Annotated in this window: 11 protein-coding genes and 1 pseudogene; 5 read left to right on the forward strand and 7 right to left on the reverse strand. The window is 71.4% G+C overall.

What is annotated here, in order from left to right; all coding sequences use genetic code 11:
- Positions 1-5 precede the first annotated feature (5 nt).
- Both GFH48_RS19830 and pdhA read right to left on the reverse strand, forming a co-directional pair.
- Complete coding sequence (locus GFH48_RS19830; protein WP_153289538.1) at positions 6-986, reverse strand: alpha-ketoacid dehydrogenase subunit beta; 981 nt, start codon at positions 984-986, stop codon at positions 6-8.
- A gap of 2 nt (positions 987-988) precedes the next feature.
- Complete coding sequence (gene pdhA / locus GFH48_RS19835; RefSeq protein ID WP_153289539.1) at positions 989-2,236, reverse strand: pyruvate dehydrogenase (acetyl-transferring) E1 component subunit alpha; 1,248 nt, start codon at positions 2,234-2,236, stop codon at positions 989-991.
- Positions 2,237-2,643: 407 nt separating this feature from the next.
- On the opposite strand from pdhA, the gene GFH48_RS19840 reads away from it, so the two are divergent.
- The 3 genes from GFH48_RS19840 to GFH48_RS19850 all read left to right on the forward strand — a co-directional run bounded on the left by GFH48_RS19840 (position 2,644) and on the right by GFH48_RS19850 (position 5,163).
- Positions 2,644-3,306, forward strand: a complete 663-nt coding sequence (locus tag GFH48_RS19840; RefSeq protein ID WP_153289540.1) for a response regulator — start codon at positions 2,644-2,646, stop codon at positions 3,304-3,306.
- Between the two features lie 90 nt (positions 3,307-3,396).
- Positions 3,397-3,819 (forward strand): pyridoxamine 5'-phosphate oxidase family protein, encoded by a 423-nt coding sequence (locus GFH48_RS19845; RefSeq protein WP_153289541.1) that lies wholly within the window; start codon positions 3,397-3,399, stop codon positions 3,817-3,819.
- Between the two features lie 75 nt (positions 3,820-3,894).
- Positions 3,895-5,163, forward strand: coding sequence for a phosphotransferase (locus tag GFH48_RS19850; protein ID WP_153289542.1), 1,269 nt, complete (start codon positions 3,895-3,897; stop codon positions 5,161-5,163).
- Between the two features lie 184 nt (positions 5,164-5,347).
- Here GFH48_RS19850 and GFH48_RS19855 read toward each other — a convergent pair whose 3' ends face one another.
- Positions 5,348-6,913: a protein kinase domain-containing protein gene (locus tag GFH48_RS19855; protein ID WP_153289543.1), complete on the reverse strand. Its 1,566-nt coding sequence runs from the start codon at positions 6,911-6,913 to the stop codon at positions 5,348-5,350.
- 389 nt (positions 6,914-7,302) lie between these two features.
- Between GFH48_RS19855 and GFH48_RS19860 the strand changes: the two genes are divergently transcribed.
- Positions 7,303-8,925: a protein kinase domain-containing protein gene (locus tag GFH48_RS19860; RefSeq protein ID WP_153289544.1), complete on the forward strand. Its 1,623-nt coding sequence runs from the start codon at positions 7,303-7,305 to the stop codon at positions 8,923-8,925.
- Between the two features lie 220 nt (positions 8,926-9,145).
- Here GFH48_RS19860 and GFH48_RS19865 read toward each other — a convergent pair whose 3' ends face one another.
- Complete coding sequence (locus GFH48_RS19865) at positions 9,146-9,688, reverse strand: bacterial proteasome activator family protein (RefSeq protein ID WP_153289545.1); 543 nt, start codon at positions 9,686-9,688, stop codon at positions 9,146-9,148.
- 136 nt (positions 9,689-9,824) lie between these two features.
- On the reverse strand, positions 9,825-10,112 hold the full coding sequence (locus GFH48_RS19870; RefSeq protein WP_153289546.1) for a BatC protein: 288 nt from the start codon (positions 10,110-10,112) through the stop codon (positions 9,825-9,827).
- 49 nt (positions 10,113-10,161) lie between these two features.
- On the opposite strand from GFH48_RS19870, the gene GFH48_RS19875 reads away from it, so the two are divergent.
- On the forward strand, positions 10,162-10,641 hold the full coding sequence (locus tag GFH48_RS19875; RefSeq protein WP_153289547.1) for a hypothetical protein: 480 nt from the start codon (positions 10,162-10,164) through the stop codon (positions 10,639-10,641).
- 82 nt (positions 10,642-10,723) lie between these two features.
- Here GFH48_RS19875 and GFH48_RS19880 read toward each other — a convergent pair whose 3' ends face one another.
- Entirely contained in the window at positions 10,724-11,704 is a 981-nt protein-coding gene (locus tag GFH48_RS19880) for an NAD(P)H-quinone oxidoreductase (protein ID WP_153289548.1), read from the reverse strand.
- A gap of 10 nt (positions 11,705-11,714) precedes the next feature.
- A pseudogene (locus GFH48_RS19885) lies at positions 11,715-12,398 on the reverse strand (potassium channel family protein); the annotation flags it as partial.
- Between the last annotated feature and the right edge of the window lie 152 nt (positions 12,399-12,550).

Below are 12,550 nucleotides of genomic sequence, written 5' to 3' on the forward strand. Positions count from 1 at the left end.
TCTCCTCAGTACGCCAGCGAGCGGTCGACGGCGTCGAGCACCCGGTCCAGGCCCGGAAGGTACTCGTCCTCCAGGCGCGCCGGCGGATAGGGGGCGTGGTAGCCCCCGACCCGCAGCACGGGTGCCTCCAGGTGGTAGAAGCACCGCTCCGTGATGCGGGCGGCGATCTCCGCGCCCGTGCCCAGGAACACCGGGGCCTCGTGCACCACGACCAGGTGGCGGGTCTTCTCCACCGAGGCCTGCACGGAGTCGAAGTCGATGGGCGACATCGAGCGCAGGTCCAGGACCTCGATCGACTTGCCCTCCTCCTGGGCGGCCGCCGCGGCCTCCAGGCAGACCTTCACCATCGGGCCGTACGCGGCGAGCGTCAGGTCGCTGCCCTCGCGGGCCACGACCGCCTTGTGCAGCGGACCGGGGATCGCGTCGGTGTTGACCTCGCTCTTGTCCCAGTAGCGCCGCTTGGGCTCGAAGAAGATCACCGGGTCGTCGCTCTGGATGGCCTGCTGCATCATCCAGTAGGCGTCGCTCGCGTTCGACGGGGAGACCACTTTGAGGCCCGCGACGTGCGCGAAGAGCGCCTCGGGGGACTCGGAGTGGTGCTCCACGGCGCCGATGCCGCCGCCGTAGGGGATGCGGATGACGACGGGGAGCTTGATCTTGCCGAGCGCCCGCGCGTGCATCTTCGCGAGCTGCGTGACGATCTGGTCGTACGCCGGGAAGACGAATCCGTCGAACTGGATCTCCACGACCGGGCGGTAACCCCGCAGGGCGAGGCCGATCGCCGTGCCGACGATGCCCGACTCGGCGAGCGGGGTGTCGATGACCCGGTCCTCACCGAAGTCCTTCTGCAGGCCGTCCGTGACCCGGAAGACACCGCCGAGCTTGCCGACGTCCTCGCCCATGATCAGGACCTTGGGGTCGGTGTCGAGGGCCGTGCGCAGCGACTCGTTGATCGCCTTGGCCAGCGCCATCTTTTCCGCAGCCATCGCTACTTGCCCTCCCCTTCATCCGCGAACGACGCCTGGTAGGCGGCGAACTGGGCCCGCTCCTCGTCGACGAGCGCGTGCCCGTCCGCGTACACGTTCTCGAAGATCGCGAGGTGGTCGGGGTCCGGCATGGCCCGGACGACTTCGCGTACTCGTTTGCCCAACGTCTCGCTCTCGGCCTCGAGTTCCGCGAAGAATCCCTCGTCCGCGTGGTTTGCGGCCTCCAGATACGCGCGCAGGCGCAGGATCGGGTCCTTCGCCTCCCAGGACTCGCGCTCCTCGTCCGCCCGGTACTTCGTCGGGTCGTCGGAGGTGGTGTGCGCGCCCATCCGGTACGTGTAGGCCTCGACGAGGGTGGGCCCCTCGCCGCGGCGGGCCCGCTCCAGGGCCCACTTGGTCACGGCCAGGCAGGCCAGGACGTCGTTGCCGTCGACCCGGACGCCCGGGAAGCCGTAGCCCTGCGCGCGCTGGTAGAGCGGGACGCGGGTCTGCTTCTCGGTGGGCTCGGAGATCGCCCACTGGTTGTTCTGGCAGAAGAACACGACGGGCGCGTTGTAGACCGCGGAGAAGGTGAACGATTCGGCCACGTCGCCCTGGCTGGAGGCGCCGTCCCCGAAGTACGCGATCACGGCCGAGTCCGCGCCGTCCTTGGCGATGCCCATGGCGTAGCCGGTGGCGTGCAGCGTCTGCGAGCCGATGACGATCGTGTAGAGGTGGAAGTTGTTGCTGTTCGGGTCCCAGCCGCCGTTGTTCACACCCCTGAACATGCCGAGCAGGTTGGTCGGGTCGACCCCGCGGCACCAGGCGACGCCGTGCTCGCGGTAGGTCGGGAAGACGTAGTCGTCGTCACGGGTGGCGCGGCCCGAACCGATCTGGGCGGCCTCCTGGCCGAGCATCGAGGCCCACAGGCCCAGCTCGCCCTGACGCTGCAGAGAAGTGGCCTCGGCGTCGAACCGGCGGCTCAGCACCATGTCCCGGTACAGGCCGCGCAGCTCCTCCGGGGTGATGTCGGCGACGTACGGGTCGTACGTGGCGTCCGCGACCCGCTCGCCCTCCGGCGTCAGCAGCTGGACGAGTTCGGGGTCCGCGCCCGAAGTACCCGGTGACTTCTTGCCGGCCGCGCCGGTGCCCTTGCCGGCTGCGGTCCTGCTCGCGGCGGTCTTTGAACCGGCCGTACTGGCGCCGCTTTTCGCAGCGGTCGTACCGGCGCTGCGTCGCGGCTTGCGCGCGGCAGTGCTCTCCACGGTCACGTGTGCTCCTCCGTCGGTCCGGCCCCCGGGGTTGCCGGGTGGCTGGGTTCCCTCTTGCTCGTCGAGAGCTCGAGGGAGCGGCTCGCCGTTCCAGTACCCGTGCACGGGGTGGGTGCCACTCGGCCGGAACAGGCGTGACAGGTGCCCCGGCGAGCGCCCTGCATCGGTCACGTTACCCAGTGCTCCACATTTCTGTGAAACCCCTCCTGACCTGCGTTTTTGCTTGGATTTCCAAGTACTTTTTAGTCGGATTTCCAAGTAGTTCGCGCGGGTCGGGAACAGTTGCTGGTCACAGCACTGGTCGCAGCCTTGCAGGGGGCCGGAACACCGGCACGTTATCCCGGCCACCCCGGGCACGGGAAGAGTGGACCTCCACAGGGCCGAGGGTGGTGTGTGACACTTACTTTGTGCCCGAAAACGGAAAAATTACCGTATTTCTCGTCGATGACCACGAGGTGGTGCGACGCGGGGTGCACGAGTTGCTCTCCGCCGAGGACGGCATCGAGGTGGTCGGCGAGGCCGGGACGGCGGCCGACGCGCTGATACGGATTCCCGTCACGCGTCCGGACGTCGCGGTGCTCGACGTACGGCTCCCGGACGGCAGCGGCGTGGAGGTCTGCCGTGAGATCCGGTCCGCCGACGAGGCCGTCAAGTGCCTGATGCTGACCTCCTACGCCGACGACGAGGCGCTTTTCGAAGCGATCATGGCGGGTGCGTCGGGCTATGTGCTGAAGGCGATCCGCGGCGGGGAACTGCTGGCGGCCGTGCGCGACGTCGCGGCCGGGAAGTCCCTGCTCGACCCGGAGGCCACGGCCCGGGTCCTGGAGCGGCTGCGCGACGGCGGCCCGCGCGGTGACGACCGGCTGGCCCACCTCACCGAACAGGAGCGCAGGATCCTCGACCTGATCGGCGAGGGACTGACCAATCGCGTGATAGGCGAGCGGCTGCACCTCGCCGAGAAGACGATCAAGAACTACGTGTCGAGCCTGCTGTCCAAGCTGGGCATGGAGCGGCGTTCCCAGGCGGCCGCTTACGTGGCGCGCCTCCAGGCGGAGCGGCAACGCCGCTGAGGGACCCCCGATCCCCTTCGGGACCTACGGCTCTTCCCTCCGGGACGGGCGGCTCTTGTCCGGGCTCACCGGTTGCCGAAGATTGGGAGGATGCCCACCGACGAAGAGCTCGCCGTGGACCTGATGCGCCGCACCGATCACGGCCGGGTGGCCGCCAGCCGGCACGCCCTGCCGCTGCTCGCGGCGGCCCGCCACATCGTGGTGGAGGGGCGGGTCCTGCTGCGCATGCACCGGGGCTGCGGAAGCCACCAGGCGTGCGTCGGCGGCGTCATCGCGTACGGCACCGACAACCTGGGGTCCGCGCGGCCCGGCGAGAGTCTGTGGTCCGTGCAGATCGTGGGCCGGTGCGAGGCGGTCGAGCCGACCGCGGCGGAGCGGGAGCGTTTCGGACCCGCCCCGCGACTCGTGGACGGTGAACGCTTCGACCCGGTCTATCTGGGCCTCACGCCCCAGTTCTGCACCGTGCACTCCACGGACGATGGCCTGGAACGGCAGTTCCAGCACATCCTGTGACCATCTCGTGATCAAACATGACTGTGTGTGACAAACGCAGGTCAGGGGCCTGTACGGTGCCCTAGCATCTGGCGCGTGCCGCGCTCATCCGTACCCATTCCTGTGATTCACGCGCCCCCTCTGGGCGCCCTCCTCCGCCAGTACGCAGCCGGGTCCGCGCTGACCTGCGACCCCGTCGAACAGGGGCTGCTCAACCGCGGCTACCGGCTGCGCACCACACACGGCCGCTACTTCCTCAAGCACCATTTCGACCCCGAGACGGCCGATCCCGCCGCGATCGCCCGCCAGCACCGGGCGACCCAGCGTCTCGCGGATCTCGGCGTTCCCGTCGCCCCGCCGCTGGCCGGCACCGACGGGCGCACGGTCGCCGTCGTCGGGGGCCACGCGTACGCCCTGCACCCCTGGATCGACGGCAGGCACCGCCACGGCGGTCAGCTCACCACCGCGCAGTGCGCCCGGCTGGGAGCCCTCCTCGGGGTCGTCCACGCGAGTCTGGAGCGGGTGATGGAGCGGGTGATGGCGACCCAGGGACGCTCCTCCCCGAAACCGCCCACCGCCGGGCCCGGCCGGGTACCGGAGGGGCCGGGTACGCCGCACGCGACGGGTGACGAGGCCGGCGGGACCGCCGGGACGCACGAGCCGGCCGAGGCGAACGGGAGAACGCCGGACAGCGGTCAGGGGGCGCGGGACAGCGCCCCGGCGGCGCCCCACGGCCCGGAGGGCTCCGGTCCCGGCGGGGACACCGAGGCCCGCACCGGTGAGGGCACCGACCCGGCCCGGGGGGCCGACCCAGCCGACACCTTCGCGCTCATCGACCGCCTGCTCGCCAGGGTGCGCAGCCACCGCCCGCCCGACGCCTTCGACGAACTGGCCCGGCACCGGCTCCTGGAACGGCGCGCCCTGCTGGAGAAACACGCCGACCGGCGGCCTCCGCAGGGCGGCTCGGTGGGCTGGGTGCACGGCGACTTCCACCCGTTCAACCTGCTCTACCGCGACGGCGAACCGGCGGCGATCGTCGACTGGGACCGGCTGGGCGTCCACCCCCGCGCCGAGGAGGCCGTACGCGCCGCGATGATCTTCTTCGTGCGGCCCGTCGGCGCGCTCGACCTGGCGAAGGTACGGGCCTACGCGCGCGCGTACCGGCGTGCGGCGGGCGCGGGGCCCGCCGAGCTGGCGGCCGCCGTGCACCGCGTGTGGTGGGAACGCCTCAACGACTTCTGGATGCTGCGCTGGCACTACGAGCGCGGCGACACCCGTGCCGACCCCCAGTTCCCGGCGGCGTCGGCGCTGGCGGTGTGGTGGACGCGGAAGTACGACGCGGTCTGCGAGGCGTTCACGGGCTGACCGGCGACCGGCGGCGCCTGCGGGGAGCCTCAGGGGACCGCCGGGCCCCGTTCGCCGGGCGGAGAGCCCAGGAGGCGCCCAGGCCCCCCGTAAGGCCGCTCCGACGGCCCGGAAACGCCACACGCGCGTGGCGGCCCGTTTCCGGGCCTCACGCGCGTGTGGAGGGCGTCTCGGGCGGATCCCCTCAAGGATTCGCGGTGTTGCCCTCGGAGTCTCCGCCACCGCCGTCCCCGGTCGGGTCCGGGGACACCGGCGCATCGGTGCTCGGCTCGTCCGACGGCTGCGAGGGCGTCGACTTCGTCGGGGTGTCCGAGGGCTCGTCGGACGGCTCGTCCGAAGGCCGGCTGCTGTAGCTCTCGGACGGGGTGTACGACGGCGTGTAGTCCGAACCGGAGTCCGAGCCGGTGCCGTTGTCCGTGGAACTGTCCGTCGAGGTGTCCGTGGAGTCGTCGCTCGGGGTCTCGCTGGGCTTGTCACCCTTGTCGGACTGCGTGACCGCGGGCGACCGGGTCGTACCGGTGCCGCCGGTGCCGCCGCCCTTGGTGGTGTTGAGCGCGAGCGCGACCCCCGCCGCGATCGCGATCACCGCGAGCACCGCGAGGATCCACAGCTTGCCGCGGCCGCTGCCCCCGTTGCCACGCCCCTCGAAGCCGCCGTCGTCCCCGCCGCCGTACGGCGGGATGATCGGCGCCGGGATCTGCGTGGTGCCGGACTCACCCGGGTGCGGCAGCGCGGTCGTGCCCGCGAAGCCCGCCGCCGGGGTGTGCAGCCCCTCGTGCACCGTGACCGGTCCGGTGTTCCAGGTGCCGGTGTGTCCGCCCTGGTCGTAGAGCATCTGCAGGCCGTACTGGACGAGCCCGCGCATCTCCTCGGCCGTCTGGAACCGGTCGTCCGGCTCCTTCGCGAGCGAGCGCATGACCAGCCCGTCGAGCTCCGGCGGCGCCGCCGCCGCGACCTCGGACGGGGGCACCGGGATGTCCTGGACGTGCTGGTAGACCACCGACAACGGCGTCTCGCCGGTGAACGGGGGCCGCAGCGCGAGAAGTTCGTAGAGCAGACAGCCCGTCGCGTACAGGTCGGAGCGGTGGTCGACGGCCTTGCCGAGCGCCTGCTCCGGGGAGAGGTACTGCGGCGTGCCCATGACCATGCCGGTCTGGGTCATCGTCGACTGCGCGCCGTGCAGGGCGCGCGCGATGCCGAAGTCCATCACCTTCACGGCACCGGTCTGCGTGATGATCACGTTCGCCGGCTTGATGTCACGGTGCACGATGCCGTGCTGGTGCGAGTAGGCCAGCGCCTCCAGCACACCCGAGACGATGATCAGCGCCTGCTCGGGCCCCGGGGCCTCGGCGTTGATGAGCAGGTCACGAATGGTGCGGCCCTCGACCAGCTCCATCACGATGTACGGGACGACCCCGTGCCCGACCACGTCCTCGCCGGAGTCGTACACGGCGACGACGGCGTGGTGGTTGAGTCCGGCCACCGACTGCGCCTCACGCGTGAAGCGGGCCTTCGACACCGGGTCCTCGGCCAGATCCGAGCGGAGCAGTTTGACCGCGACGGTGCGCCCGAGGCGCACGTCCTCGGCCGCGAACACCTCGGCCATGCCGCCCCGGCCTAGTCTGTGGGTCAGCCGATACCGGCCGTCCCCCACAAGTCCGCCGTTACCCCACATCTCCGGCGCATCTGACATACCGCCGCCAGTCGCCTCGGGGTCGGACGGGCCCTGAGCGCGCTGCTGCTGTGCCATCAGTCCTCGCCGTCGTTTCTGCCCGCGGTCTGCGCGGTGGTTGTTACGGTCTCCGTCGAGCCACGCTACAGGCTCGGCGCGGGGTGCCGGTCCGAGATGGAATCGAGATGGACCGGTCATCCAACCCGCCCCGGGTACCCGCGCGCAAATCCTGTGTACCGCCCGTACGGCACCTGTAACGCTTCCGCGACGCTTCTTTCGCGTACGGTCACGGAACGGGCACCGAGCTTGACGTGTCACCGCCCTCGGGCAGACTTGGCCGGGAATCAGCCAATCGATCACCGGAACACAGGTCGATCACAGTCGATCGATTCGATCACAGTCAATCGATCACGGACCGCGGGAGCAACCAGCCGACGCTGCCGCCGTGCCGATGGGGGACGCAGAAAATGAGCCAGGACGGCGCACAGGGCCGGTACGCGGGGCGCGCGGTCGCCGGTGGCCGCTACCAGCTGCGCGATCTGCTCGGCGAGGGCGGCATGGCCTCGGTGCATCTCGCGTACGACTCGGTGCTCGACCGCCAGGTGGCGATCAAGACGCTGCACACGGAGCTCGGCCGTGAGCAGGCCTTCCGCGAGCGATTCCGCCGCGAGGCCCAGTCGGTGGCCAAGCTCACGCACACGAACATCGTCTCGGTCTTCGACACCGGCGAGGACGACCTCAACGGCATGACGACGCCGTACATCGTCATGGAGTACATCGAGGGCAAGCCGCTCGGCTCGGTCCTCGACGCGGACATCCAGCAGTACGGCGCGATGCCCGCCGACAAGGCCCTGAAGATCACCGCGGACGTGCTGGCGGCCCTGGAGATCAGCCACGAGATGGGGCTGGTCCACCGGGACATCAAGCCGGGCAACGTGATGATGACGAAGCGGGGCGTCGTCAAGGTCATGGACTTCGGCATCGCCCGCGCGATGCAGTCCGGGGTCACCTCGATGACACAGACCGGCATGGTCGTCGGCACCCCGCAGTACCTCTCTCCCGAGCAGGCGCTCGGCCGGGGCGTGGACGCCAGGTCGGACCTGTACTCGGTCGGCATCATGCTGTTCCAACTGGTCACCGGGCGGCTGCCGTTCGAGGCGGACTCGCCGCTGGCCATCGCGTACGCGCACGTCCAGGAGGAGCCGGTCGCGCCCTCCTCGGTCAACCGCTCGCTGCCGCCGGCCGTGGACGCGCTGGTCGCCCGCGCGCTGAAGAAGAACCCGAACGAGCGTTTCCCGAGCGCCGAGACGATGCGCGACGAGTGCCTGCGCGTGGCCCAGTCGCTCCACGCCGCGCCGCCGAGCATCGTGCCGGGCGCCAGGACGTCGAGCGGCGCCGGCGTGGCCTCCGCCGTCTTCCCGCCGGTCGACCAGTCGATGCCGACACCGGGTCCCGTGCAGACTCCGTACCAGCCGAACCCCTACGGCGCCCCGACCCCGCCGCCCACGTCCTCCCCGGCCTACGGCTATCCGCAGCAGGGCGGCTACCAGCCGGCCCCGCAGACCACGCCGTACGCCCAGCAGCAGCACGGTGTGCCGACCCCGCCGCCGTACCACCTCGCGCCCCAGCACGTGACGCCCGCCCCGGGGGGCCGCAGGAGCAACAAGGGCGTCGTCATCGGGTCGATCATCGTCGCGATCGTCGCGATCGGCGGTCTGATCGCCACCCTCTCGATGAACGGCGGCGGCAACGACGACAAGGGCGGCGGCGCGAGCACGTCGCCGTCCGTGGTGGCGAGCCACCGGGGTCCGGATACGTCGAAGACGATCGACACGGAGAAGTGCACCGATCCGCAGGAGTCGTACAACGACCCGGACAAGATCCAGGTCCCGGACTTCACCTACCGGTACATCAAGTCGGTCAAGTCCTGCTTCCAGGCCGCGGGCTGGCGGATGAAGCAGACCTCCGTCGACGAGAACACGTACGGCGAGGGCACGGTGATGGAGCAGTTCCCCACCGCCGGAACGGACGTCGACCCGAAGGACATGCCCGACATCGAGCTGAAGGTCTCGACCGGCGACCCGTCCTGAACGGGCCGGTGACGACCGGTACCCGGCGACCGGAAGCGTGAAGGAGCGGGCCCGGCACGTTCGTGCCGGGCCCGCTCGGTGTCCGTGATGCCGTCCGCTTCCCGCCCGCGGTGCCGCCGCTCCACGGGTCCTGCGGTGGCTTCGCCCTACGGGTCCCGCGCTCCCGCCGGACAAGTCCCCCGTGGATCCCGCCGGCCCCCAGGTCCCGGTGCCGCCGGTCCTAGAGGTACGGGCCGCCCGAGCGGCCGCCCGTGCGCGGGTCCTCGTCGCCCTCCACGCCGCCGACGCCCGGCGGAAGGGCGCGGCGCATCTGCTCCAGCTGTGCCCTGGCCGCCATCTGCTGCGCGAACAGGGTCGTCTGGATTCCGTGGAAGAGACCCTCGAGCCAGCCGACCAGCTGCGCCTGCGCGATCCGCAGTTCGGCGTCGCTGGGGGTCGCGTCGTGGGTGAAGGGCAGGGAGAGCCGCTCCAGTTCCTCGACCAGTTCGGGTGCCAGACCGTCCTCCAGCTCCTTCACGGAGCTGGCGTGGATCTCCTTGAGCCGGACCCGGCTCGCCTCGTCCAGGGGCGCGGCGCGCACCTCTTCGAGAAGTTGCTTGATCATGCTCCCGATGCGCATGACCTTGGCTGGCTGTTCGACCATCTCTGTCACCGGGACCTCGCGGGAGTCCTCGTCACCGGTGCCACCGAGAGCCGTTCCGTCCTGGCCCACGACCAGGATCTGGGGGTTCTCCGGTGACCGTTCGTTCCTCGGCATCTCCATGCCGCCATTGTCTCGCACCCCTCCACCTCATCACGGTGGCGCCCCCCCGCACAGTGTGATCCACTCCGCCGGTCACCGTCGGGATGCCGGGAAGAGGGCGTCATGTGAGGCTTGCCCCATTGATCATGGGACTCCTCTACCGGGAGGGGGTCACCGGCGTGACTCCACGGCTCAGTCCACCCCGCGGGCCGATATTGCTGCTGCTTCTGGCGACCGCCCTGGCGTCCCCGTCGTGGGCCGCCACCTGTGCGGCGGCGTCCTCCGCCCCGCCGTCCGCACCGCCGGCCACCTCGCCGCGCGCCTCACCGTCCGCTTCGGCCCCGCCCTCGCCCTCCCGCCGGCCGTCCGCGTCACCGTCTCGCCGGCCGTCCGCCGTGTCGGACCACTCGCCGTCCGCCGCCCCGCCGCCGCACCGGCCGTCCACGTCACCGTCGCACCGGCCGTCCGCGTCACCGTCTCGCCGGCCGTCCGCCGTGTCGGACCACTCGCCGTCCGCTCCTCCGGCCCGCTCGCCGTCCGTCCCGGCCGCCCTTTCGGCCGTCGGACCGGCCGCCGCCGACGCGCCGTCCGTTCCCGAGGCCGCCGGACCCACCCCGGCCGCGGAGGACTCCCGCGCGGGAAGCGACGCGGGACAGGGACGTGCCCGGCCGGGGCGCGAGGAGAGGAACGACGGTGCGGGCGAGAACGACGAGGACTCCGCGCCGACGTACACGGACCGCGACCCCGTCGACGAGAGCGCCGGGTCCGGTACCTCGCGGGACGGTCTGGACGGGACGGGAGACGGCGCCACCGGGCCGCCGAACGGCGCCGTACCCGTCGAGCAGCACGTCGTGGGCCCCGGCACCGCGTCGACGCGGCCGGCGCTCCGGGTCCTGCCCCTGGGCGGCGGCCTGATCCTCATCGGCCTGGGCCTGGGAATGGCCTTCCTCGCCCTGCGCCTGCGGCGCGGCTGAGCGACCCGCCCGGCCGCGCCACCCGGCCGGGCCCCGAGGAGGACACCCGGGAACACCGGCGGGCGGGCGGGCCGGGCCCACACTAGGGAGCGAGCAGCAGCACCTTGCCGATGTGCCCGCTCTCCTCCAGGACCCGGTGTGCCGCCGCTGCCTCGCTCATCGGCAGCTCGCGGTCGACCACCGGGCGCACGTGACCGGAGTCGATCAACGGCCACACGTGCTCACGTACGGCCGCGACGATCGCCGCCTTCTCGCCGAGCGGGCGGGCGCGCAGTGAGGTCGCGCTGACGGCGGCCCGCTTGACGAGGAGCGCGCCGATGTTCAGCTCGCCCTTGGCGCCGCCCTGCAGGCCGATGATCGCGAGCCGTCCGTTGACGGCGAGGGCCCGCACGTTGCGGTCGAGGTACTTGGCGCCCATGTTGTCGAGGATGACGTCGGCGCCGGCGCCGTCCGTCGCCCGCTCGATCTCCTCGACGAAGTCCTGCTCGCGGTAGTTGATGAGGACGTCCGCGCCGAGTTCGGCGCAGAAGTCGAGTTTCTCCTTGGTGCCCGCCGTGACGGCGACCTTGGCGCCCACCGCCTTGGCGAGCTGGATCGCCATCGTGCCGATGCCGCTGGAACCGCCGTGCACGAGCAGGGTCTCGCCCGGACGCAGGTGGGAGATCATGAAGACGTTCGACCAGACGGTGCAGGCCACCTCGGGCAGCGCCGCCGCCCGTTCGAGGTCCATGCCCTCGGGCACGGGCAGCAGCTGTCCGGCCGGGACGACCACCTTCTGGGCGTAGCCACCGCCCGCGAGCAGCGCGCACACCTCGTCGCCGACGGCCCACCCCGAGACACCGGGCCCGGTCCCGACGATGCGTCCCGCGCATTCGAGACCGGGGTAGGGGGACGCTCCGGGCGGCGGGTCGTAGAAGCCCTGCCGCTGCATCAGGTCGGCACGGTTGACCGCGCTCGCCACCACCTCGACGAGAACTTCGCCCTCGCCGGGCACGGGGTCCGGGACCTCGTCCCACACCAGCGCCTCTGGTCCACCAGGTTCAGGAATCGTGATCGCGTACATGAGGGCGACGCTACTCCTGCGCGGGGGGCCTGGTGCCCGGCGCCACCGGGGGACGCGGGGCGGCCCGCACGATCGTGATGAGCCGGTCGGTCAGCTGGAGCGTCCCCACGGCCGGATCGTCGTATGCCAGCACCCGGTGCCCCCGTACGACGCTCACCACCAGGTCCTCGATCTCGCGGACGCCCTGGCCCACCTCGGCCCTTATGACCGGACGTTCGACGATGTCGAGTCCGCTGCCCTGCTGGATGAGGTCCTCCATGACCAGGCCCGCGCTGGGGCTGAGCACGGAGAGTCCGAGGAGGCGCCCCGCCGCGCTGGCGCTGGTGATGACGGCGTCGGCGCCCGACTGCCGCAGCAGCGGCGCGTTCTCCTCCTCCCGCACTGCCGCGACGATCTTCGCCTGGCGGTTGAGCTGCCGGGCGGTCAGCGTGACCAGCACGGCCGTGTCGTCGCGCTGGGTCGCGATGATGATCTGCCGCGCCTTGCGGACCTCGGCCCGCACCAGTACGTCGCTGCGGGTCGCGTCCCCGACGATCCCCGCGTAGCCGGCGGCGGTCGCCGCGGCGACCGCCTCGGAGCTGGGGTCGACGACCACGACCTGCCCCTTCCCCAGTCCCGTCGCGCAGACGGTCTGGACCGCCGACCGCCCCTTGGTCCCGAAGCCGACAACAACCGTGTGGTCCCTCAAGGCCGCCCCCTCCAGCAGTCTTCCGCGTGCACCCTACGAACCTGGCAACGGTGACGACGCTACTGCCAACGGGTACGGCGCCACCGCCGGCAGGACAGCGAGCCCGCGTGCCGGGCGGCATTCGTCCGGGACCATGGTCACCGTGCTGACTGACTGGA

Origin of the sequence: Streptomyces fagopyri (assembly GCF_009498275.1) — a bacterium.
GTDB classification, from domain to species: domain Bacteria; phylum Actinomycetota; class Actinomycetes; order Streptomycetales; family Streptomycetaceae; genus Streptomyces; species Streptomyces fagopyri.